Below are 24,479 nucleotides of genomic sequence, written 5' to 3'. Positions count from 1 at the left end.
TATAAGATGCCATTCATGTCATTACCGCCTGAAGTAAACAAGCGGGACAAAATGTTGCGCTATCGGAAACCAAAAAACGGTTAAGTCTAACTCAAAGTTAACACCTAGTCCACGTCCAGCAACAGCATTTATCAGCCTAACGCTTGGTTTCGCCTAATGTAGTCGATGTTGGGGTGGTCGGTTCCGACACAACCTCGATGATATTCTGTGTTTTACTCTGTGTTCCATGCTCCCTGTCAGTTTCAGAATAAGGTTCAGTACCGACTTCCGGCTCTTCGCTCCGAATCTCCTCGCTATCCTGGGCCGGATGCGCCTGAGCCACTACCTCGGAAAACAAAAAAGAGCGTGGTGAAGCACTGAAGCGCCTTAATACAGCTCTAAATACGACTCGACGAATCCGTACCGGCACTTCTCGGGCACGCAATGCGAGCACCAAAGCACATCCAAACGAGACTCCGACATTGAGCACTCCGACGCTCGCTATGCCCACCACTGCCAACCAAAAATGTGGCGACATCACTACAGTCCAACCCAGACTGCTTGCCGCTGCCGTCAAGCTGCCGGTCGCAAGCGTCACGTGACGGACGTCCAGAGGAAGACCAAAAAATTGGACAATCACAGGCGACATGCCGAGTAGAAGTCCAAGTGAAATATTACCGACGATCTGAGCGATATGATGTTCAAGCCACGCTGCCCATCGCTGCGCCCGTGGCGCACCTAAAACGCGGATGAGGCGACGTTGATGGGTCAAGGCCTCGCGCAGTCTACGCAGAGCAAACCAATTGTCCGCAAAGCCGGAGGCAAGGCTGGATAACCACAGCAAGATGCCCGTTAAAGCCGCAAATAATGGCGTAGGGCCGATGATCGACAAACTATCTATCGTCGCTTGCGCATGCCCGACGTCCAGCATAGGCGCGTGGGTAGTAAGCGTGATGACCAGCGAAATGACTAGCATCGTCGGCACTACTGCTATCAAATTACCAAAAACGGCAGCGGCCTGCGAACGTAACAACAGCGCAACTTCCGCAAGTAATGTCCGCAAACCTTCGACTGTATCGAGCTGGCTCATCTTTGCTGCCAGCGCCGGTGCGGTTACGGCAGGTTGTTTGGTCGCCAAAACACCGCCGATGGCGGATATTGCCAGAAAACTGACCGCGTAATTTAATGAGGCAAATAGACCTTCGAAAAACCGTGCCAGGCCAGCCGAAGACAATAGCGATTTGCCTAGCACAGTGAACGCTGTCAAGACGCCGCCACGGCATGCAGCCATTAACATTGCCCGGTATTCCTTTCGGTCACGCGCAATGTAGTGTTCGCCATGATCAGCATTACGTTCCACCATTTTGCGGGCAAGTAATGAAAAGCTGCGACGTACTAAGCCACGAATTGATGATCTGTGATGATGCGCTAATATAAAATCTACCAAAAGTGCCTGAATTTGACCGGTACCGGTCTTTGAAACCGCCTTGACCGTTCGCACACTCGTTATTGAGGCAGATCCAGCAATGATTCGATGCCTTACACCGCCAATTGCAGTCGCGCCATCTTCACCCCAGCTATCAGTAAATTCTTCGCTTGATTCATCGCTGAATTCGCTATTCGGTGCATTCTGAAGCGTTTTCGATACATCCAGTGCCAGATTAGATGCGACCGCCGCACGTAAATCGATCAGGCGAGTCATTCGGCTCAAATGCGCACGCATTCTCTCCACGCGATACACCAGACTGACAGATACGCCATATTCATCTAAATGACCATAAATCCGATCCGTTTGCGCCTGGCAGACGGCGATCAGCATACGTACGCTGCGCAAGGCACCTTCGTCGGTAGGACTTAGGTATAAGTAACGCTCCAGCTCGCGGCGCAGCACCATGAACGGGGTCGCTTGCAACGGCATCTTTGGATCAAGGCGATAACGGAAGGCTTTACTAATGCCATCTGCCAAAACTGCTGTTACCAGATAAATGAGCGCCTCATCTATCTGCTGGTGATACATGTGCGAGATACCGTCATCCGCGGTGAGCTTCCAAATCCTTTCCACCGTTTCTGCATCCAGCTCCAGCAACCATTCGGCGTCTTCAGGATGCGGAAACATCGCTGTAAATAGCACAGAAAGATCGGCCTCCGCAGGTGGCTTCGGCAATATATATTTAATGACATGTTCAGAAAGCTCATTGAAAAACGCTGGCTCGTTGGGCAAACCAGTCGCACAAAAGAGCTCCGGTCCCGCAGCTTCGCGCAACGTTTTTTGTAGCGTTGTCTGCACAATCCTGCGAACGTCGCGATGCGCATCCAACCAATCCAGCATAAAAACGACACGTTGCTGCTTGACCCGACGCCACGCCCCCTCCTCTAGTAAGGAAACGGTGGGTTCGTGACGTATCCACTCGGCGATATCAATCGTCCAATTAGCACGCTCTTGCCAGGATGCAAACGGATTTGCGCGCCGCATTAACGCTTCAAGCTCGATGGCGTAGTGATCTTGACTATTATTTTGATAACGGTCACCTTGGCGAAATCGCCGCCACATGACACGCAAACGCAGAAAAAATATTTTCATATTGTAATTATTATTTAACAAATAGATGGTCGAATATGTACGGCCATTGAAACAACAGCAAACAGTGTACGCAGTTCAATTTTTCCCAAGAAAAATTTTTCATTATTTCAAGTTTCTCATTGTTGCTCTCCTTACTATGTCTTTTGCCGTTCTACTTTATACTGGATTTTATTTTCTTCCAGATGACAACGCCATGCGACAACAACACCGTTTTGAAGGCTCCAGTAACTACGTCGCTACAGACGACCTGAAGTTAGCAGTTAACGCAGCACTCGTCCTGCAGCGGCCGCTGCTAATCAAAGGAGAGCCAGGAACGGGTAAAACCATGCTGGCAGAGGAAGTCGCTGTCGCGCTGGACATGCCGTTGTTGCAATGGCATATTAAATCGACAACGAAAGCACAGCAAGGTTTATACGAATATGATGCCGTATCACGATTGCGTGACTCCCAACTTGGTGACGAGCGGGTCAAAGATATTCACAATTACATTATTCAAGGTGTGTTGTGGCAGGCGTTTAACGCAGACCAACAAGTTGTTTTATTGATCGATGAGATAGACAAAGCCGATATTGAGTTCCCCAATGATTTGTTACGAGAACTTGATCGGATGGAGTTTTACGTCTACGAAACCCGTGAAATGGTAAAGGCCAAATTTAGACCCTTGGTCATTATTACATCGAATAATGAGAAAGAATTACCGGACGCTTTTCTGCGTCGATGTTTCTTTCATTACATTAAATTTCCCGACAAAGAAACCATGCGCGATATCGTCGACGTGCATTTTCCGCAATTGAAGAAAGATTTATTGGCGCAGGCGCTCGAAACATTCTATCAAGTGCGTGAAGTTGCCGGTCTGAAGAAAAAACCATCTACCTCAGAATTACTGGATTGGCTAAAATTATTACTGGCTGAAGATATTCCGGCCTCTGCTCTGCAAAGTAGCGACATCAAGACCATTGTCCCGCCTTTGCATGGCGCGTTACTTAAAAACGAACAGGACGTGCATTTGTTTGAGCGCTTAGTGTATATGGCGCGCAAAAACCGTTAATGTGAAACATTCTGCGAAACTCTAATGCTGATCGATTTTTTCTACACACTTAAAAACGCCAAAATTCCTGTATCAATCAAGGAGTTTTTGATTTTGCTGGAAGCATTGCAAAAGCATGTGATCACGCCATCGCTGGATAATTTTTATTATTTGGCGAGAACGACATTGGTCAAAGACGAAGCGCACTACGATAAATTCGATAAGGCATTTGGATTGTATTTCAAAGGCATTCAGGCGATTTTTGATAAAAACCCTGAGATACCTGCCGAGTGGTTGGCGCAGCGCATGAAGCGGGATCTGACGCCTGAACAGTTGGCGCAGCTTGAAAAATTTGGCTACGACAAGCTCATGGATCGCATCAAAGAGCTACTTGAAGAACAAAAAGGTCGTCATGAAGGCGGAAACAAATGGATCGGCACGGGTGGCACATCGCCATTCGGCCATGGCGGCACCAATCCTGAAGGCATCCGTATGGGCGGCAGCGGCGGCAATCGCACTGCTGTAAAGGTGTGGGAAGCCCGCGCCTACAAAGACTATGATGACGAGCGTGAGCTCAATACCCGCAACATCAAAGTCGCCCTGCGTCGACTGCGTCGATTTGCCCGCGAAGGCGTGGCGGAAGAATTAGCGCTGGACGACACTATTCGGGCCACCGCAAACAATGCGGGCTATCTGGATATCAGAATGCAGGCAGAGCGAAAAAACAACATTAAAGTACTGATGTTGCTCGATGTCGGCGGCAGTATGGACGATCATATTGCTCGTACCGAGGAATTATTTTCGGCCGCTAAGACCGAATTCAAAAACATGGATTTCTTCTATTTCCATAACTGCGTCTACGACTATGTCTGGAAAAACAATCATCGTCGTCATGCGGAACGGTTCCCCACCTGGGATATTCTGCGCAAATACAAACCTGACACCAAGCTGATTTTTGTCGGTGACGCTACCATGAGTCCTTATGAAATTTTGCAACCAGGTGGCTCGGTTGAATATAATAATGACGAAGCTGGCGCCGATTGGTTGCAGCGTTTCACTAATGCCTTTCCAAAATTCATCTGGCTAAATCCTGAGCCAGAAGGTCTTTGGCAATACCGGCAATCGGTAGAAATAGTGAAGCAGTTGATGAGCAATCGCATGTTCGGACTGACTATCGATGGGTTGGAACGTGGGATGCGATTGTTAAGCAAGTGATACAAGGGTAAATAACGCTGTGTTGAACTGAAAAACTCTGCCAGCTTGCTCGCTAGCTTGTTAGCGCCAATGCACAGATGGTGCGGCGACTTTTGGTGCAACGTATTCGATTAGTCTACGTACCGATAATCACACTCTTACGTCGTCGTAAAAGCGTGCAAAAAATGGATGTTAGACTGAGAAGATGCGCTAAAATCAATGGCTAGAGAGTATGTGTCTGCCATTCTTTTACCTCCACAGTCTTACGGCTTGTGATCAGTTTTCTAAGATGCCTGAATTATCCATCTTCGCCATCGAAGAGCAAACTTTCAATTTTCTGTCACGTCCATATAATGGGGGGAAGTGCTGAAAGCTAGCGACCAAAACTGTAGATTTTGATAATTTCATCAACACCACGGTATGGTCTAACCTATTTTCTTGAATGTTTACGTATTTTGAAGACGGTGGTTGTCATGACCCCCTTTCAGAAATTTATTAAAAAACAACAAGCAGCCGCATTTTAGCTGGTTCAAACTGTTTTTGCATCGAGAAACGACCTATTCTGGAGCTGCGTCGATTTTTTCATTAGAATGCGTTCTTGTAGAGATTTCCCTCATTTTGATATTACTTGTTTTTTGTCTTAATTTACTAAAAGACAAGTATTAAAACTGCACCCCAACTGAATTGCATGGCAACTAAAAAATCTCCGATTTCCGACTACAGTGAATCATCCATCCGCGTCCTAAAGGGACTGGAGCCTGTCAAACAACGTCCCGGCATGTACACGCGGACCGAAAATCCACTCCATATCATTCAAGAAGTGATTGATAACGCCTCCGATGAGGCGCTGGGCGGCTATTGCAAAAATATTCTGGTGACGTTAAATGTCGACGGTAGCGTCAGCGTCGAAGATGATGGCCGAGGCATACCCGTTGGTATGCACCCGGAGGAAAAAGTCCCTACCGTCGAAATTGTATTCACGCGCCTGCACGCCGGCGGCAAATTCGATAAAGGTAGCGGTGGCGCTTACGCATTCTCCGGTGGCCTCCACGGTGTCGGTGTTTCCGTCACCAATGCACTTTCCACGCGACTTGAAATCACCGTCTGGCGTGAAGGCGGCGTTCATCAACTGGCGTTTGCCGGTGGCGATCTCATTGAGCAGTTAAAAACCCGGCCCCAAACACGCGACGACAAAAAAAGCGGCACACGCGTTACTGCATGGCCAGACCCAAAATATTTTGACTCGCCCGCAATCTCACAACCGGAATTGCAGCGTCTGCTGCGCTCAAAAGCGGTTTTGCTTCCGGGCGTCAAAGTCACCCTTCTCAACGCCAAAACCAATGATAGCCAAACCTGGCAGTACGACCAAGGGTTACGCGGCTATCTGATGGAGTCGTTAGCGCAATCGTCTAGCTCTGAGCCGCTAATACCGCTGTTTGAAGGCGAACAATACGCCACTGCAGAAACCGACGGATTTGCTGAAGGCGAAGGTGCGGCATGGGTCGTGGCGTGGACTGAAGATGGCGGTATCGTCCGTGAATCGTATGTCAACCTGATTCCAACCTCGGCTGGAGGAACGCATGAATCCGGTCTGCGCGAAGGGCTGTTTGGTGCAGTGAAGAATTTCGTTGACATGCACTCACTTTTACCGAAAGGTGTCAAACTGCTACCGGAGGATGTATTCGCCCGCGTATCGTTTGTTTTATCGGCCAAAGTGTTAGATCCACAATTTCAGGGGCAGATCAAAGAGCGTCTGAATTCGCGTGATGCGGTAAAGTTGATCTCGACTTATACTAAACCAGCGCTAGAATTATGGCTCAATCATCACGTCGAATACGGTAAAAAACTTGCCGAGCTCGTTATCAAGCAGGCGCAAAATCGTTTACGTTCAACCCAAAAAGTTGAAAAGAAAAAAACCTCGGGTATTGCCGTGTTACCTGGCAAACTGACAGATTGCGAATCCAGCGATATTAGTCGTAACGAGTTATTTCTGGTCGAGGGTGATTCAGCTGGCGGCTCCGCAAAAATGGGACGTGATAAAGAGTTTCAAGCGATTCTTCCTCTGCGTGGAAAAGTGCTGAACTCGTGGGAAACTGAGCGCGACCGCCTATTTGCGAATAATGAAATCCACGATATGGCGGTTGCTATCGGGATCGATCCCCATAGCAAAAATGACACAGTCGATTTCAGCACGCTCCGTTACGGAAAGATCTGCATATTGTCAGATGCGGACGTCGATGGATCACATATTCAAGTGTTGCTGCTAACGCTGTTTTTCCGCCACTTTCCACAGCTTATTGATCGTGGGCATATTTGCGTTGCACGGCCACCATTATTTCGGGTTGACGCACCCGCCCGCGGGAAAAAACCTGCACAAAAAATTTACGCATTAGACAACGGTGAACTCACTGCGATCGAAGATAAGCTGCGTAAAGATGGCGTCAAGGACGGGTCTTGGACCATTTCTCGCTTTAAAGGTTTGGGTGAGATGAACGCCGGGCAGTTGTGGGAAACCACCATGAATCCGGATACGCGTCGCTTGCTACCCATTATGCTCGGGGCGTTTGATCTGGAGGCGTCCGAAAATCGCTTTAATATGTTGATGGGCAAAGGCGAAGCCTCAGCACGTCGGGCATGGATTGAAGAGCACGGCAACGAAGCCGAGGCCGACATCTAATGAAACCTTCGGCACACATACGTCGACTGATACTTTCACTGACTTTCATGTCAGTACTGGTCACAGTCAACGCACGTGCCGATATTTATGGTTTTATCGACGAGCAAGGCGTCGGGCATTTTGCTACAGAAAAGATCACTGACCGTTACCAGTTATACATGCGAGGAAATGCGACCTTTGACTCCTCGAATTTCTTCTCCCATAAAGACCAACGAGTAGTCGGCCTGGATTCAAACTTCACAAAGACGCCGCTATATCGCTATCTATCGCAACATGCCGGTACTAAAAAATTTGAAGCGATTGTTAATCAGGCCGCAAAAGAATTTTCCCTTGAACCGGCATTGTTGAAAGCTGTCATGGCAGCGGAATCGGGGTTTAATCCAGCTGCCGTATCGCCAAAAGGCGCGGTCGGACTGATGCAAATTATGCCCGACACCGCCGAACGTTACGGCGTCATTAGTGACAAGAAAAAAACGGTACAGGAAAAGTTAAGCGATCCACGCACTAACATACGTCTCGGTGCGCGCTATTTACGTGATTTGATATTACTGTTTCCGTATAAACAGGAGCTGGTAATCGCCTCATACAATGCTGGAGAAGGTGCAGTAAGGAAATACAAAAATCAGATTCCGCCCTTCCCTGAAACGCGTAATTATGTACAAATCGTGGCGCAGTTCTACCAACTATATAGACCGGCTCAAAGTCAGCATGCCATTGTGCAAGACGACAGTAATCATTTTGCAGACTCCAGCTTGAGCGATGCTGAACACAGCAACCGGCCTCGCACCCACCTGGTCATTCCCGGACGTAGAAATATGCCTGACGGTCTGCAACCCATCATCGAATAAACCAAACGAATAAATCTCTAAAACTTCATGACTGAACAAAACGATCTGTTTGACCTGCCGCCGCCTGACGGCGAACCTAATGAATCACTAACCCTCGCAACTTTTGCAGAACGCGCCTATTTGGATTACGCCATTTCGGTCGTAAAAGGTCGTGCGTTGCCGGATGTTTCTGATGGTCAGAAACCAGTTCAGCGGCGCATCTTGTACGCCATGAATGAGCTTGGCCTGAACTCAAACGCAAAACCGCGCAAATCAGCCGCCGTAGTCGGCGACGTTCTGGGTAAATTGCATCCACATGGCGATCAATCGGTCTACGATGCGCTGGTGCGCATGGCCCAGGATTTTTCCCTGCGCTATCCGCTGATCGATGGTCAAGGCAACTTCGGCTCACGCGATGGCGATGGCGCAGCGGCGATGCGTTATACCGAAGCGCGCTTAACGCCAATTGCCAAATTGCTACTTGATGAAATTGACATGGGAACGGTTGATTTTCAACCCAACTATGACGGCTCGACCGAAGAGCCAAAACTGCTACCGGGACGATTGCCATTCGTGTTGCTCAATGGTGCGTCAGGTATCGCCGTCGGCCTGGCGACCGAAATCCCATCACATAATCTGACCGAAGTTGCCAAAGCGGCTGTCGCCCTGATTCGAAATCCGAACATGACGCATGCGGAATTAATGGAAATGATTCCGGGACCGGACTTTCCGGGCGGTGGACAAATTATCAGTTCCGCAGCCGCTATTTCGGATATGTATGAAGTCGGCCGCGGTAGCCTTAAGGTGCGTGCGTGCTGGAAAATTGAAGAGTTGGCACGCGGCCAATGGCAAGCTGTGGTCACCGAACTGCCACCGAATACTTCCTCACAAAAAGTATTGGAAGAGATTGAGGAGATTACCAATCCCAAGATTAAGCTTGGTAAAAAATCGTTAAGCCCGGACCAGATGGCGCTCAAACAAACCATTTTGTCGGTACTCGACGCGGTGCGTGACGAGTCCGGACGCGATGCGCCGGTGCGCCTGGTATTCGAGCCAAAATCGAAAAATATCGATCAAACTGAATTCACCAACATGCTACTGGCGCATACGTCGCTGGAAAGCAGTGCGTCGATCAATCTGGTGATGATCGGCGGCGATGGACGGCCGCGACAAAAGGGTCTGGGTATGATCCTGCGCGAATGGATTCAATTCCGTTTCGCCACCATCACCCGCCGTTCACAATTTAAGCTTCAAAAAGTAGAAGACCGCATCCATATTTTGGAAGGTCGCGAAGCGATCTTGCTCAATATTGACAAAGTTATCAAGATCATCCGTGAGTCAGACGAGCCAAAACCGGCGTTGATGGATGCGTTTAAGTTATCGGATCGTCAGGCTGAAGACATTCTTGAAATACGTCTGCGTCAGTTAGCCCGACTGGAAACCATTAAAATCCAGCAAGAACTGGCGACACTGCGCGATGAAAAGAAAGGTCTTCAGGATCTGCTTGAAAATTCTTCGTCATTAAAACGTTTGGTCATCAAAGAAATCGAGGCAGATCAAAAGCAATTTGGCGATGCCCGCCGCACCTTGATTCAGGCAGCAGAAAAGGCCGTAGTAGAAACAAAAGTGATCGATGAGCCCGTCACCGTCATCGTCTCGCAAAAAGGCTGGATACGCGCCCGCAGCGGTCATAGTCAAGATGCTGCCCAGTTCACATTTAAAGCTGGCGACGCTATGTACGGCGCATTTGAATGCCGCACGGTCGACAATCTGCTGGTATTCGGCTCGAATGGCCGAATTTACTCGGTATCGGTGGCTTCACTCCCCAATGCGCGGGGAGACGGCATTCCTATCACCACGTTAATCGACCTGGCCAACGGCAGTAGCATATTGCATTACTTCGCTGCTTCGGCAGAAGTGACGCTATTGCTGGCGTCGTCAGGCGGCTACGGTTTCACCGCCAAAGTCGGAGACATGCTTAGCCGGGTTAAAGCAGGTAAGGCCTACATCACGCTGGATGAAGGCGATCAATCGTTACCGCCTCGCCCTATCGGTTCCAGTGCCAGCGCAATTGCGTGTTTGTCAGAAAAAGGGCGGTTACTCGTCTTTGGCCTGGAAGAATGCAAAATGCTCACAAATGGTGGCCGTGGCGTGATCCTGATGGAATTGGAGAGTGCAGAAAAGCTATTGGCCGCTCAGCCTATCAGTCAACGGGGTGTGATGGTGTCCGGTATGGGTCGCGGAGGCAAGGCGCAAGATGTCTCTCTTTCAGCGAACGGCTTGATCCCGCATATTGGCAAACGGGCGCGTAAGGGTAAGTTGCTAGAGTCGAAACTTAAGCCGATGACATTAACGCCATTGGTGTAATTCACTCGTCGCTATATGCGTCACAGCAACGATATATCGAACATTTTTTAAAGGAAAACGGTTTGCCGCATAACATTTATTTAGCCATAACCGTCTCATGCATGTTGACGCTTTCAGGTTGTGCAACCTGGAAGCATCCATATAAAGGTGAAAGCGATTTCTACCGCGATAAATTATCGTGTGAGAAACAAGCTGCGCAAATTTATCCGACGATAATCGTGAATCAACTTAATCCTGGCTATCAGAGTCCTACGACTACCAACTGTCGGAGAATTAATAGCGATGATAAAAATAGTCAGGTTATTTGCAATACAACTCCGGGGCTGTACATGCCGCCATCGTATTCGCAGAATGATGTGAATGCATCGCGCAGAGATGCTGCTGTGGAGTCATGCTTGAGAGCTGGTGATTGGCGATTGGAATATTAATGAGTAACGTAGCGATAATGTAGACGTTAAAACGGAGGGCAATGCCCTCCGTTTTAACGTCCTTCAATTTACTCCATATCCCTACTAACTTTACATTCAGGTGGGACTGAAGAGCTTACAGCTTAGCAGCAATCAATTTACCTAATTTTTCAATACCTTCACGTATCTTGGCCGGTGGTACCGTCACAAAGCTTAACCGCAGTGTATTAGACTCTGGCGTGTTGGCAAAAAATGGTGCACCCGGGACAAATGCGACGTGCTCTTTAATCGCCTCATCCAATAATTTCATTGTGTCGATATGTTTTGGCAATGTTACCCAAATAAACATGCCGCCTTCTGGTTTGGTCCAGGTCGCACTGCTTGGAAAATAGGTTTCCAAAGCTGCTAGCATAGCATCGCACTGATCTGAATATAACTGCCGAATGGTCGGAATATGTGTATCCAAAAAGCCATCTTTAATCGCTTCGTACACCACCATTTGGGTCAATTGCGCAGTATGTAAATCGGTGGCCTGTTTAGCTTGCTCCATTTTATCAACCAATTCACGCGGCGCTACTACGTAGCCGAGACGAATACCTGGCGTCAATACTTTGGAGAACGAACCCATATAGATGACGCCATCGGGATTCATATTCAGCATCTTCGGCAATGGCTCGCGGCGATAGCTGAGCGCACCATACGGATCATCTTCAATCAGCGGCAAATTAAGGCGGGAACAAATCTCCACCAATGCCTGGCGCCGTTCAAGCGACATCGTGCGACCTGTCGGATTTTGAAAGTTAGGCAGTGAATAAAGTAGTCGCGCATCCTTACCAAGTGTCGTAACCAGCTCTGGTATCAAGCCACCCTCATCGGTTGGAACCGAAACAAAGTCAGGGCCATACAAAGAGAAAGCTTGTAACGCGCCCAAGTAGCTCGGGGTCTCAACCAACACTTTGCTGCCTTCGTCGATCAAGACTTTGCCGAGCAAATCCAATCCTTGTTGCGAGCCAGAAACCATTAAGACCTGATCCATCGAAATCGTTGAACCATTAATCGACAATGAATTGGCCACCCATTCGCGTAGAGGACCATAACCGTCGGTCGGACCGTATTGCAATGCCACTTTGCCCTGCTGCGTCAGCACCTTATCGAACGCGACCTTCATTTGCTCGACCGGGAAGGTCAAAGGCGAAGGCAAACCACCGGCGAAAGAGATCACTTCCGGACGCATGGTTATTTTCAGAATTTCGCGAATAGCGGAACCCTGCAGTTTTTGTGCGCGTTCCGAAAAATGCCATTTCAGTGCGTTTGGATTCTCAATTTTCATTACTATTCTCTTTTATCGGTGTTGACGATTGCGGCATGGACTACAAGTGGTCACCGCAATATGCATAAAACGGTCAGAAACTTAATCAATTTCTGCAATGAGTTCGATTTCAACGCAAGCGCCCAATGGTATCTGAGCCACTCCAAATGCGGAACGTGCGTGCTTGCCTTGCTCGCCAAATACTTCGACCAACAATTCTGAGGCACCGTTTGTAACCAAATGCTGTTCGGTAAAATCACTGGTGGAATTAACCAGGCTCATCAATTTGACGATACGTTTTACTCGCGTCAGGTCACCGCCGCAGGCTGTTTCAAGTGTCGAGATTAATTCGATCGCAATACCGCGTGCCGCTTCTTTGCCTTCTTCAGTGCTAGTATTCTTACCTAGCTGACCGACCCATACTTTTCCCTCTTTTTTCGCCAGATGGCCCGATAAGAAAACATTCTTTCCACTTTGAGCGTACATAACATAGGCCGCGGCTGGTGCGGCGATCGCAGGCAGTGTGATATTAAGGGCTTTCAGCTTTTCATATACAGACATCTAACACTCCAATTCTGGATGGGTAAAAAAATCGACTGCGCCCGTTCTTTGGACGACGAATACATGATTATCTCAAATCTACCTGCGCTTTGCGTAAAAAGTAGATCTTTAGCATCACTTATACTGAAACTGCTCAATAAACATTATCAAAACTTAACAGGTTGCCGCCGAACGGCCATCTGCCGTCCAGCCGCCAGGGTCCTATCATAACTAAATACCAAACAATTTATGCGTTGATGGCTGCCAAAAGCGATCCAGCGATCATTGTACGGATTAGCGTTAAAGCCAAATTGAAATTGCCGAGTAGATTGTCAACAGCACCATGACTGTACAAAAAACACGTTGCCACAATACTTCCGCCAGATAGCGTCGCAAGACCGAGCCAGCGCCAGCCCATACACTAACGCAGGGCAGATTAATGGCGGCAAATACAAGACAATACAGGCATAGCGCCAGCCAGAACGGTTCAACCAAAGGCAAAAAGGCCGAAGCACTGGTGATCCCCATAATCCAGGCTTTTGGATTGGCAAACTGAAACAAGGCAGCACTGACGAAAGACATTGGCCGGGCGTTACTGTCCTTGTCGGCTTTAAAAGACATTTTGCGCAGTTTCCACGCCAGATACAGTAAATAGCCAGAACCTAATGTTTTCAGTATCAAATGCATTGATGGAAGTGCTAGTAGCAGGCTTCCAATTCCCATTCCACATATCAGTAGCAATACACAAAAACCGACAGTTACTCCCAGCAAGTGGGGAATCGAACGTGAAAAGCCAAACATGATGCCCGATGATGTCAGCATAATGTTATTCGGACCCGGCGTAATCGATGACACAAACGCGAATACAGCCAGCGGAAACAATGATTCCATGATCATGTGGCACCGCCAACCGCTGGACGGAAAGGCTGGCGTAAGGCGTGCCCAAACCGGCGCAGTAAGGCAGTCAGTACACCACGATGATTGACGCAAGCGATCTCCACCTGACAGAGTCCGGAGTCTGCTTCTAGAACAATCAATTGATCAGGATGAACCGCCAGACGTTGCCCTGCGCTTAGCCAATAGTCATCAATATCACCCTCGCGGGTAATCCACACACGCCCGGCGACCACCCGAATAGAACATGGGCGAAGCGCGATACCGGCCAATACATCACCGACATCCATCGTATGGGAATCTTTCATGAACAATTTTTTCATCACATTCAACCTGAAAATAGTATGGGCTTTGACGAGGGAAGGCAGTTACCTTCTGTTTTGCCTCTTTTCTGCATTCGAGATTGTCAATGCCAATCCGATAGGTGTATCCTAACCGACAGGAGCGATACAGTACCAGTACACTTTATAAAATAATTCCTAACATTGCACCGGCAATATGACCAATACACTTAGCAACCGCAAACTTACCCCTCCGCGCTTGGTTAGCACCCAGCAACTTCTTTCGCGCGATGCGGACACGTCGCTTGTCGAGCAAATCGTCCGTGTGATCGAAACACGGATAAGTGACAAACTGCTTCGTACCGGTGCGCGCATGCCTTCTATCCGGCAGTATGCGGATCTAAATAGTGTGTCTCGCTTCACAGTTGTGGAGGCTTACGACAGACTGGTAGCAAAGGGATTTCTCGAGTCGCGGCGCGGTTCCGGCTTTTATGTCCGGGAACGTTCACCGTTGATTAACGCCCATCAGATACCCCAATCAAACCAAGAACAAACGCCCTCAATTGACATAGTCTGGCTCGTAAGAAACATGTTTCGGCAGATGCCGACACAAAAAAAGCCAGGAATGGGTATGTGTCCAGCCGAATGGCTTGATGGTGAACTCATTGCCAATGCCTTGCGTGCGATTAGTCGCCAAAGCGTTAGCCAATTGTTAGGTTATGGTGATCCACAAGGTTTTTTCCCATTGCGGCAACAGCTGCAACTTAAACTGGCAGAGCTTGAAATTGCGGTCACGCCCGAGCAAATCGTCACGACTACCGGTGTCACGCTGGCGCTCGATCTGGTGGCGCGCCACTTTACCAAGCCTGGAGACGTGATTTTTGTTGACGATCCGTCGTGGTTTCTAATGTTTGGTTCGTTTGCCGCCTTGGGCACCAAAGTCATTGGTATTCCTCGTTTGGCAGATGGTCCGGACATCGTCAAACTGGCTGAGTTGGCTGCAATACATAAACCCAAATTATATGTACTGGTTTCAGTGCTGCACAACCCAACATCGACCTCGATGTCAGCGGCCAAGGCATTTCAGACATTAAAAATTGCCGAAGAACATAACTTTACGATAGTCGAAGACGATATTTATTGCGACATCCATCCTGGTTCTGCAGTTCAGCCGGCGACCAGACTGGCGACTCTCGATCAGCTTAATCGGGTGATTTATCTGGGTGGATTCTCCAAAACATTGTCAGCTAATCTACGCGTAGGTTTCATTGCCACTTCGCATGAGATAGCGCAGCATTTAACTGATCGCAAGATGCTAACAACGCTCACCACGGCTGAGATAGGGGAACGCGTTGTTTATAAAATATTATCCGAAGGACATTATCGCAAACACGCCGACCGTCTGCGAACCAAGCTCGATATTGCTCGCGACAGCACCACGCGGCAGTTGGAAAGGTTAGGAATGACCGTTGATACCATGACTCCCGCCGGGATGTTCATGTGGGTTGACACCGGTTACGATACGAACGTTCTGGCGGAAAAAGCGGCAGCACAGGGCTTTATGTTGGCTCCGGGCGCCTTATTTTCACCCAATCAATTGCCATCGACCCGCATGCGGATCAACGTTGCAGCAATGTCGGACCCGGGGATTTGGCGGTTTCTTGAAAAAGAATGTTGTCGATAACGAGTGTTTTGATAACAACCCCGTTAAACCCTTGAAATAGCCGATTTACACCCCATTTTTGAGAAAATCAGCTTTTTGTACGCGGTTAATGCCGGTTAATACCCGTTCATACCGCTATGCAGCGAGCTAAGACATTTCTTTCGTTTATATTAATCTTTAGAGGTAACAGATAATGGCCGTATCCGAAAAGCAAACCCTGGGCTTTCAGGCAGAAGTCAAACAGTTGCTGCAACTGATGATTCATTCTTTGTACTCGAACAAAGAAATCTTCTTGCGCGAATTGGTCTCAAATGCCTCCGATGCTGCCGATAAGTTACGTTTTGAAGCGATTAACGATGGCGCATTGTTTGAAAATGATCCCGAGCTGAAAATCAAGGTTACTTTCGATAAAGTCGCCCGCACCATCACCGTGTCAGACAATGGCATTGGCATGACGCGCGAAGACGCTATTTCCCATTTGGGTACGATTGCCAAATCAGGTACCAAAGAATTTTTCTCCAAACTATCTGGCGACCAGCAAAAAGACGCTGCCTTAATCGGACAGTTCGGCGTTGGCTTCTACTCTGCCTTTATCATTGCCGATAAAATTACCGTTGAAACCCGCCGCGCTGGCACCAACACCACGGAAGGCGTGCGCTGGGAGTCGGAAGGTGCTGGCGAGTTCAGCATCGAAGCTATCGACAAAGCGGGTCGTGGCACAGACATTATTTTGCATTTGCGCGCCGAGGAAGACGAGTTCTTGTCGGCCTGGAAATTGAAATCGATCATTCAAAAATACTCCGACCATATCTCGCTGCCGATTTTGATGCAGAAAGAAGAGTGGGACGAAGAAAAGAAAGAAACGGTCGTTCAAGACACTTTTGAAACCGTCAATCAGGCCAGCGCATTGTGGGCACGCAGCAAATCGGACATCACCGAAGAGCAATATGTCGAGTTCTATAAACACGTCTCGCACGCTTTCGAAGCACCTCTGATTTACACCCACAATCGCGTTGAAGGTCGCAGCGAATATACGCAGTTGCTGTATGTCCCGGCACGTGCGCCATTCGATTTGTGGGATCGCAATAAGCGTGGCGGTCTCAAGCTGTATGTCAAACGCGTCTTCATCATGGACGATGCCGAGCAACTGATGCCGATTTACCTGCGTTTCGTCAAAGGCGTGATCGATTCAGCAGATTTGCCTCTTAACGTTTCGCGTGAAATATTGCAAGAATCGCGTGATGTTCGCGTGATCCGAGAAGGTTCGACCAAGCGTGTACTAAGCATGCTGGAAGAATTGGCAAACAATGATGAGCAATCGCAAAAAGACAAATACGCAACATTCTGGACCGAGTTCGGTCAAGTCCTGAAAGAAGGACTGGGCGAGGACGCTACCAACAAGGAACGTATCGCTAAACTGTTGCGATTTGCCTCGACCGATAACGATAGCGATGCGCAAACCGTATCGTTTGCTGATTACATCGGCCGTATGAAAGAAGGCCAGAGCAAAATTTACTACGCGACCGGCGAAACCTATACAGCGGCTAAAAATAGCCCACATTTAGAGATTTTCCGCAAAAAAGGCGTCGAAGTCTTGCTGCTGACTGACCGCGTCGACGAATGGATGCTTTCGTTCTTACAAGATTTTGAAGGCAAGGAACTGGCTTCTGTGGCAAAAGGCGGACTTGATCTTGGCACGCTGGAAGACGAAGCCGAGAAAAAGCAACACGAAGAAACCGAAACGCAGTTTAAGGATCTGGTCGAGAAGATGAAGACGTCATTGGCCAACAAAGCCAAGGATGTACGCGTCACTTTCCGCCTGACCGATTCACCAGCGTGTCTGGTAGCCGATACCAATGAATTGTCCGGCAATCTGATGCGTATGCTGAAGGCCGCTGGTCAGGAAGCGCCTGACTCGAAGCCTATTCTGGAAATTAATCCAGATCATCCGCTGGTGCAACGTTTGAAATACGAAGAAGCGAAATTTGACGATTGGGCAAATATTCTCTTCGATCAGGCAATGCTGGCCGAAGGCGGCGCGCTGACCGATCCTGCGTCTTTCGTCAAACGTCTTAATGATATGTTGCTCGGCTTGGCCTCAAAATAAGCGTCAACATAGCGAATACGGCGAAATAAGTATGGAAACAAATGGGGGAGCCTGGCTCTCCCATTTTTTTACTTAAAAAATGACAAAACGCTAAATAGAAAAACAATAACCAGAGCGATCTCTCAGTGAATCAATAAATTTGCCTATCAGCGCCCTGTTTAGAACAAATTAAGACTAATGTGAGATTAACGAAGACAAATTATTTACTACAATCGGAATCAACCAAGGGGCCAAAAATGCCGTCAGTACGCCATTCATCCCCATTCCCAAACCGGCAAACGCCCCCATTTCGGGACTGACCTGAAATGCACGCGCCGTGCCGATCCCGTGCGAGGTGACACCCAACGCAAATCCGCGCACTTCATGTGAATCAACACGCATCCAGTTAAACAAAAATCGCGCTATAACTGCACCAAAAATGCCAGTACAAATAACCAATACCGCCGTTAATGCAGGAAGTCCGCCTAGTTTCTCTGACACGCCCATGGCGATCGGTGTCGTGGCCGATTTAGGGCCGATGGAGATAGCGAGTTGATAGGAGCCACCCATCACAACAGTAATGGCGACGGCAGAAATGATCGCTGTTATCGATCCAGAAAATAACCCGCAAACGAGCGGTATAAATGATCTACGTAATCGCGGTAACTGGCGCGCAAGGGGAATCGCCAATGCCACCGTCGCGGGTCCGAGTAGGAAGTGAACGAACTGAGCGCCTGAAAAATAGTCACGGTAAGACATACCCGTAGTCTGTAAAACCAAAACGATCAGCGCAATCGCAATGGCGACCGGATTAGCAAGTGGTGAAAATTTGAAGCGACCGTACACCCAAAATGCGATGACATACGCACACAACGTCAGCGTCAAGCCAAGCAGAGGTGAACCCGCAAGATAGACCCATATTGATCCAAACTCAGGAATGCTATGCATGATCGCTCTCTTTGGGTACTTTATGCTTGTCTAAAGCGCCTGATTCACCCTGCAATTCGGCATCTGGCTCCCTCCGCGCTTTACGCTGAGCGGGCATTGTCAATCGTATCGCGGTAGCTGTCACAGCGAGAGTAAGTATGGTGCTGACGATGACCGATACAATCACGGCGAGCCAATGGCCTCGGACGGTGGCTGCTGAGACGACAATTCCTACACCCGCAGGGACGAACAATAGCGATAAATGGCCGAGCAGTTCAGTGCCGGTTTTCTCAATGCGCTCAAGTAAGCCCGGAGAAATCACTAGAGCCACGAATAGCAGCAACATGCCAACAACAGGTCCGGGAATAGGCAAACTTAAAGCAAACGTAATGCCCTCGCCCAAACATTGAAAAATTAGTAGGGTAGCAAACGTCGCAAGCATCGAATGATTCCTCCCTTGTTTTATTTAAACATCTAAAAGAAGCCGTTACCTCACTCACCATTTCACCATCGAACCGTCTTACCGCCTTACCGCCTTACCGTCTTACAATACCGGATTTCACCTCTCAAATTTACATGCTTCACACGCTGAAGCCCTTACTTTGAGTCAATGGATCAATAACGTAAATGCCACCGGTTGTACAAAAAACTCAGCACGAATAAAGGGCCTATTAATAAAAAACGCAAGTCATCAAAGAATGAAGGCTTTTTACCTTCGATGTGATGACCGATAAATTGACCGATCCACGCCGCAACAAAAACGGCAACCGACAACGGTAACACCCAATTACCAGGAATACTATCCAAAATTAACAGCATCAATGCCACCATCAAAACCATTCCGGCAGCAAATGATAGTGACAATGATCCGTAGTAAATCAGCGCGGCTATTGCGGCTATTGTCGCCACAAATGGATGTAGTGCCCAGAGTAAACCCAGCAACGCAAATACAATCGCCGGGACGCAAATACAATGGATGATTTCGTTAGTATGGTTGCGGTGACTTTCCGCATAGGCCCTTAACAGGGCATCAATTTTTCTCGGGGTTGCTTGCATCGTCTGCACCTTGTTTAGTTTTAAAATCTTGGGGATACAGAGCCCCGATTAAGGGCAACTACCAAATACGCATAAAGCACTTACCGGCCACCGGCTACATCTAAAAACGATCCCGTAGAGTACGACGCCTGATCCGACAACAACCACATAATTGCTTGCGCCACCTCATCGGCACGACCACCACGACGCATCGGAATGGCATCTTTCACCCTGTCTACGCGCCCCGCTTCGCCACCGCTGGCGTGAATATCTGTATAAATCACTCCAGGCCGGACCGCATTCACCCGAATACCCTGATCAGCAAGTTCTTTTGCTAATCCTATCGTCATGGTATCTATTGCGCCTTTGGATGAGGCGTAATCAATATATTCTCCTGCGCCGCCAAGGCGCGATGCTACCGATGACAGATTCACAATCGCGCCACCGTTGCCACCCAAAGAGGTAGACATGCGTTTCACCGCCTCGCGTGCACAAATAAAGCTACCGACCACATTCGTCGCGAATATCCGCTGCAAACGTGCCGCATCCATTTGCTCCAGACGCATTTGTGTTTCGAGAATGCCTGCGTTGTTGACCAATGCAGTTAATGTTCCGAGTTTTGTATCGACGGTCTCAAAAAGCTTTACAACGTCACTCTCCACGGCCACATCAGCAGCCACGGCGATAGCCTTTCCGCCACCAACGACGATAGCATTGACCACGGCCTCGGCAGCATCCCGATTACGCACATAATTGACGCAGACCGCACAACCCCGCTCAGCCGCCAGCAGTGCAGTAGCCGCGCCAATGCCACGACTGGCACCGGTAATTAGAATAACGGGTTGATGCATGCAAACACTCCTTCAGATATTAACGGTGAGCCTAAAAAAAACCAATAAGTTGACGTATAAAAAAAGTTTCTCAAGAAAAATATATTAGTCTCGTAAAAATCATGATGAAAGACCTACAGAAACGATAATATACTGATCCTTCGAGAAAATAATTACCGGCGCCACCTTATGCCAGCACCACCAACATCAATTGCGAACTTGAGCGGCTTTACCCCCGTTATAGATGAAGGCACACAAATCTTGATACTGGGCAGCTTTCCAGGTGTCGCATCATTGGCACTCCAACAATATTACGGTCATCCACGCAACCAGTTCTGGCCCTTGCTTTCGGCAGTGCTCGACGATAATTTGGTTGACTTGCCTTATCTCGAGCGATTAATCCGTCTACGCGCACACGGCATCGGTTTATGGGACGTGCTTGCTGGTTGTGAGCGTAATGGCAGTCTGGATAGCGCTATTCGTAATCCACTCGCTAACCAATTTGATTTACTGCATCGGCGCTGCCCGCAATTAGCGCGAATTTGCTTTAATGGCAAAACATCTGGCAAATTCGCGACCCAATTCTCGTCAGCTGGATTCGAAACTCTGGTGCTACCATCCTCATCACCCGCTAACGCACAATCTACATTTGAGCAAAAACTGGCGCTGTGGCGCGGTATCATTGCGTAATCATCAGATCATTTTGTGCTAGCCGCTTATTCCCTTTAGTAGATCCACTTACGCCACCTCATATCCAGACAATGCTGATCAAACGCAAATCCATCGAAGCCGAAGCCAATCTTAAAGCCGGCCCAAGTAAACGCCTCCAAAAAACTGATACAAAGGATGCGAAGGCAGAGCCTAAAGCCCCGCGCAAACCTAAATTCGCTCCCGTCACATTGTCAGAACAAGACGGCGTCCGTTTTTTACATTTCGGTACCGAATGGGTGCAAGGCGCAATGCGGCTAAGGAAACCAGACTGGCTGGAGTTGGAATACGCACAACAAATGATGGCGTGGATGCTATTTAATGATCAGCCGCAGCATATTGTGCAACTTGGCCTGGGTACAGCCGCCCTGACCAAATTCAGCTATCGTCAATTTCCAGCCGCACGCGTCACCGCGATTGAACTGAATCCTTCCGTGCTCACAATATGCACAACCATGTTCAAGTTGCCGCCGGATGATGACCGCTTGACCGTCATCGAAATGGATGCAATGGATTTTGTCATGAACGAGGCGAATCGGGACACCATCGATGCGCTACAAGTCGATTTATACGACGCCACTGCAAAAGGCCCGGTGCTCGACACCCCCGAGTTCTATAGCGCCTGCGCCGCCTGCCTCACGGACAATGGCGTAATGACGGTTAATCTATTTGGCGACCACCCAAGTTACGCCAAGAATCTGAAAGCGATGATGTTCGCCTTCGATGATGTCTGGTGTTTACCTGAAGTCCATGACGGCAATGTGATAGCCATCGCGTTTAAAACCGCATGGAAGCCGGATTTCACAACACTTTATGAACGCGCTGCAGAGATAACAGCTGAGACCAAGTTGCCAGCAAAAACGTGGGTGAACGGCATAAAGGTATGGCATACCGACCATTGAGAACTAAACCCTAGGGATTATTGACTAAGCGTTGTGCAAGATTCAAATCATCGCGCGCTTGGTCCACTAATCGACTCACAACATTAACTTTGCGAAACTAGCCATAATAAAGTGATGAATAAAGCTCCGCCAAAAATACTCGATCTACAGCAAATTTTCACTTGGTTGCTGGCGGATGGCACGGTTATAAAAGAAGAAGTTAAAGACTTTTTTACCCAGGCGCAGGGTATTTTCCGCAACGCCAGTATTGCTATTCATCCATTGTCCGCAGTGGCCCAATGCAAGCGCCTGACCGCGCAAATCCCTCAGCGGGCAATGACATTGGAGTGGTTGACGGAATGGTTGGCGCAAAAAGTCGCCCTGCCCTTTTACCGTATTGATCCACTCAAAATTGACTTTGCCAAAGTGGCGGATGTGATGTCGGCGACTTACGCTACCCGGTTCAATATTTTGCCGGTCGAGTTAACGGCGACAGAACTCGTGATCGCAACTGCAGAACCATTTCGTATCGATTGGGAACCGGAAATTGCTAAAATTTCGCGGCGGAATATTAAGCTGGTCATTGCTAATCCAATCGATATAACGCAATACATCACACAATTTTTTACCCTCGCAAAATCGATTAAAAGTGCGCATAAATCGGGTGGACAGGAATTAGCATTAAGAAATAACTTTGAACAATTGGTGGAGCTAGGCAAAGCCAATAAGCAGGTAGACGCCAATGACCGTCATATCATCAATATCGTCGACTGGTTATGGCAATACGCATTTGAACAGCGCGCGTCAGATATTCACATGGAGCCCAAGCGCGACTTCAGTGCTATACGGTTTCGCATCGACGGCGTGCTACATCAGGTATATCAAGTTCCAGCTGTCGTAATGATCGCGATGACAGCGCGAATCAAATTACTTGGTCGGATGGATGTCATTGAGAAACGGCGCCCACAAGATGGACGGATAAAAACTCGCACCGCCGGTGGTCAGGAAGTCGAATTACGTCTTTCAACGCTGCCAACCGCTTTCGGTGAAAAGCTGGTGATGCGGATTTTTGATCCAGAGGTAGTCGTAAAAACGCTACCCGAATTGGGCTTCCCAAAAGATGACGCCTTACGTTGGGATGCACTGACCAAGCGTCCACACGGCATTATTCTCGTCACCGGGCCAACTGGGTCAGGTAAAACGACGACCTTATACACCACCCTAAAAGCGCTAGCGACGTCAGAAGTAAATGTCTGCACGGTCGAAGACCCGATCGAAATGGTCGAACCTGCATTCAATCAGATGCAGATCAACCAAGGCATCGATCTGACATTTGCGGATGGTGTCCGAGCGCTGATGCGACAAGATCCAGACATCATCATGGTCGGTGAAATACGCGACTTAGCCACCGCAGAAATGGCCATTCAGGCTGCACTAACAGGCCATCTGGTGCTTTCTACGCTCCATACTAACGACGCGCCATCTGCGGTTATGCGATTACTGGAACTTGGCGTACCTTTTTATCTACTGGAAAGTACGATCATTGGCATCATGGCCCAGAGACTTGTGCGCACTTTATGCCCACATTGCAAAAGCGACGGCGGTGAAGTCACGGATGAAGTGTGGCAAAATTTGGTGAAAAATAATGCGATTCCAAAACCCGCAAACGTCTATCAACCAGTTGGATGCCCCGAGTGCCGTCAAACCGGCTATCGTGGACGAACAGGTTTGTATGAACTTCTAACAGTTACACCATCGTTTTCAAAAATGATTCAGGCTGAAACTGACATTCAGGCACTAAAGCAACAAAGTATTTCCGATGGCATGAAGCCTTTACGCGTTGCCGGTGCCCTTAAGATTATAGAGGGCGTCACCACGGTCGAGGAAGTTTTAAAAGTGACTTCAGCACTTACTTAACACCTGCAAAACTCTAAAGGAATATCATCATGTTGCGAGCCATGCGAATAAAAAAAGAGTTCTTCACCGTCACGCTATCAATAGCACTGCCACTTTTGGGGACTTTCGCACAAGCACAAACCAACACCACTCACGCCGCAATAGAAGTATCAAAAGCGCCAGCCAGCGCTGAATGTCATCAGTTAGACGAGCGAACGCGGGAACTTGATCAGATAGAACAACAACGTCTCATGGAACGTGGTACCAAATATGAAAGTAAACGTCCCATCCAAAGTCAGGAATGGATACGCCAGCAACGTAAAGATATCCAAACTAAAATGTTTTTTGCCAAATGTTAGAGGTCTAGGAG

General features: G+C 48.5%; 20 protein-coding genes. 11 read left to right on the top strand and 9 right to left on the bottom strand.

Annotated elements, in window-relative coordinates; all coding sequences use genetic code 11:
- Positions 1 to 136 precede the first annotated feature (136 nt).
- Complete coding sequence (locus tag RGU75_RS17935; RefSeq protein ID WP_322238289.1) at positions 137 to 2,560, bottom strand: site-specific recombinase; 2,424 nt, start codon at positions 2,558 to 2,560, stop codon at positions 137 to 139.
- Between the two features lie 193 nt (positions 2,561 to 2,753).
- Here RGU75_RS17935 and RGU75_RS17930 point away from each other — a divergent pair, with 193 nt between their 5' ends.
- The 5 genes from RGU75_RS17930 to parC all read left to right on the top strand — a co-directional run bounded on the left by RGU75_RS17930 (position 2,754) and on the right by parC (position 10,652).
- Entirely contained in the window at positions 2,754 to 3,608 is an 855-nt protein-coding gene (locus RGU75_RS17930) for a MoxR family ATPase (RefSeq protein WP_322238287.1), read from the top strand.
- Between the two features lie 24 nt (positions 3,609 to 3,632).
- Positions 3,633 to 4,802 carry a vWA domain-containing protein gene (locus RGU75_RS17925; protein WP_322238285.1) on the top strand — a complete coding sequence of 390 codons (1,170 nt, stop codon included), beginning with the start codon at positions 3,633 to 3,635 and terminating at the stop codon, positions 4,800 to 4,802.
- Positions 4,803 to 5,469: 667 nt separating this feature from the next.
- Positions 5,470 to 7,458: a DNA topoisomerase IV subunit B gene (locus RGU75_RS17920; RefSeq protein ID WP_322238283.1), complete on the top strand. Its 1,989-nt coding sequence runs from the start codon at positions 5,470 to 5,472 to the stop codon at positions 7,456 to 7,458.
- Positions 7,458 to 8,306: a lytic transglycosylase domain-containing protein gene (locus RGU75_RS17915; RefSeq protein ID WP_322238281.1), complete on the top strand. Its 849-nt coding sequence runs from the start codon at positions 7,458 to 7,460 to the stop codon at positions 8,304 to 8,306. The genes RGU75_RS17920 and RGU75_RS17915 overlap by 1 nt, the downstream gene beginning before the upstream one ends.
- Before the next feature lie 27 nt (positions 8,307 to 8,333).
- A complete protein-coding gene (gene parC / locus RGU75_RS17910; RefSeq protein ID WP_322238279.1) occupies positions 8,334 to 10,652 on the top strand; it encodes a DNA topoisomerase IV subunit A in 2,319 nt (772 codons plus the stop codon).
- Between the two features lie 543 nt (positions 10,653 to 11,195).
- On the opposite strand, the gene RGU75_RS17905 is transcribed toward parC, so the two are convergent.
- The 4 genes from RGU75_RS17905 to RGU75_RS17890 all read right to left on the bottom strand — a co-directional run bounded on the left by RGU75_RS17905 (position 11,196) and on the right by RGU75_RS17890 (position 14,110).
- Positions 11,196 to 12,389, bottom strand: a complete 1,194-nt coding sequence (locus RGU75_RS17905; protein ID WP_322238277.1) for a PLP-dependent aminotransferase family protein — start codon at positions 12,387 to 12,389, stop codon at positions 11,196 to 11,198.
- A gap of 81 nt (positions 12,390 to 12,470) precedes the next feature.
- The gene (locus tag RGU75_RS17900) at positions 12,471 to 12,929 is read right to left on the bottom strand and encodes a RidA family protein (RefSeq protein ID WP_322238275.1); all 459 of its coding nucleotides are present in this window, start codon (positions 12,927 to 12,929) and stop codon (positions 12,471 to 12,473) included.
- A gap of 279 nt (positions 12,930 to 13,208) precedes the next feature.
- Entirely contained in the window at positions 13,209 to 13,799 is a 591-nt protein-coding gene (locus RGU75_RS17895; RefSeq protein ID WP_322240647.1) for a LysE family translocator, read from the bottom strand.
- Positions 13,800 to 13,801: 2 nt separating this feature from the next.
- On the bottom strand, positions 13,802 to 14,110 hold the full coding sequence (locus RGU75_RS17890; RefSeq protein ID WP_322238273.1) for a DUF2917 domain-containing protein: 309 nt from the start codon (positions 14,108 to 14,110) through the stop codon (positions 13,802 to 13,804).
- Between the two features lie 190 nt (positions 14,111 to 14,300).
- Between RGU75_RS17890 and RGU75_RS17885 the strand changes: the two genes are divergently transcribed.
- Positions 14,301 to 15,767: a PLP-dependent aminotransferase family protein gene (locus RGU75_RS17885; RefSeq protein WP_322238271.1), complete on the top strand. Its 1,467-nt coding sequence runs from the start codon at positions 14,301 to 14,303 to the stop codon at positions 15,765 to 15,767.
- A gap of 172 nt (positions 15,768 to 15,939) precedes the next feature.
- Positions 15,940 to 17,853 (top strand): molecular chaperone HtpG, encoded by a 1,914-nt coding sequence (gene htpG, locus RGU75_RS17880; protein ID WP_322238269.1) that lies wholly within the window; start codon positions 15,940 to 15,942, stop codon positions 17,851 to 17,853.
- 174 nt (positions 17,854 to 18,027) lie between these two features.
- Here htpG and RGU75_RS17875 read toward each other — a convergent pair whose 3' ends face one another.
- From RGU75_RS17875 to RGU75_RS17860, 4 genes are all read right to left on the bottom strand, one after another.
- Entirely contained in the window at positions 18,028 to 18,780 is a 753-nt protein-coding gene (locus tag RGU75_RS17875; protein WP_322238268.1) for an LrgB family protein, read from the bottom strand.
- Complete coding sequence (locus RGU75_RS17870) at positions 18,773 to 19,201, bottom strand: CidA/LrgA family protein (protein ID WP_322238266.1); 429 nt, start codon at positions 19,199 to 19,201, stop codon at positions 18,773 to 18,775. The genes RGU75_RS17875 and RGU75_RS17870 overlap by 8 nt, the downstream gene beginning before the upstream one ends.
- Before the next feature lie 173 nt (positions 19,202 to 19,374).
- A complete protein-coding gene (locus tag RGU75_RS17865) occupies positions 19,375 to 19,815 on the bottom strand; it encodes a DUF962 domain-containing protein (RefSeq protein WP_322238264.1) in 441 nt (146 codons plus the stop codon).
- An 80-nt stretch (positions 19,816 to 19,895) separates the two neighbouring features.
- Positions 19,896 to 20,645 carry an SDR family oxidoreductase gene (locus RGU75_RS17860; RefSeq protein WP_322238263.1) on the bottom strand — a complete coding sequence of 250 codons (750 nt, stop codon included), beginning with the start codon at positions 20,643 to 20,645 and terminating at the stop codon, positions 19,896 to 19,898.
- 168 nt (positions 20,646 to 20,813) lie between these two features.
- Here RGU75_RS17860 and RGU75_RS17855 point away from each other — a divergent pair, with 168 nt between their 5' ends.
- The 4 genes from RGU75_RS17855 to RGU75_RS17840 all read left to right on the top strand — a co-directional run bounded on the left by RGU75_RS17855 (position 20,814) and on the right by RGU75_RS17840 (position 24,468).
- Positions 20,814 to 21,314, top strand: coding sequence for a DNA-deoxyinosine glycosylase (locus tag RGU75_RS17855; RefSeq protein WP_322238261.1), 501 nt, complete (start codon positions 20,814 to 20,816; stop codon positions 21,312 to 21,314).
- 71 nt (positions 21,315 to 21,385) lie between these two features.
- Positions 21,386 to 22,234 carry a spermidine synthase gene (locus tag RGU75_RS17850; RefSeq protein WP_322238259.1) on the top strand — a complete coding sequence of 283 codons (849 nt, stop codon included), beginning with the start codon at positions 21,386 to 21,388 and terminating at the stop codon, positions 22,232 to 22,234.
- Positions 22,235 to 22,348: 114 nt separating this feature from the next.
- On the top strand, positions 22,349 to 24,130 hold the full coding sequence (locus RGU75_RS17845) for a GspE/PulE family protein (RefSeq protein WP_322238257.1): 1,782 nt from the start codon (positions 22,349 to 22,351) through the stop codon (positions 24,128 to 24,130).
- A gap of 29 nt (positions 24,131 to 24,159) precedes the next feature.
- Positions 24,160 to 24,468: a hypothetical protein gene (locus RGU75_RS17840; RefSeq protein ID WP_322238255.1), complete on the top strand. Its 309-nt coding sequence runs from the start codon at positions 24,160 to 24,162 to the stop codon at positions 24,466 to 24,468.
- Positions 24,469 to 24,479: the final 11 nt, after the last annotated feature.

It is taken from the genome of Glaciimonas sp. CA11.2 (genome assembly GCF_034314045.1).
Taxonomy (GTDB): Bacteria; Pseudomonadota; Gammaproteobacteria; order Burkholderiales; family Burkholderiaceae_D; genus Glaciimonas.
This window is presented reverse-complemented; position numbering and strand designations above follow the sequence as displayed.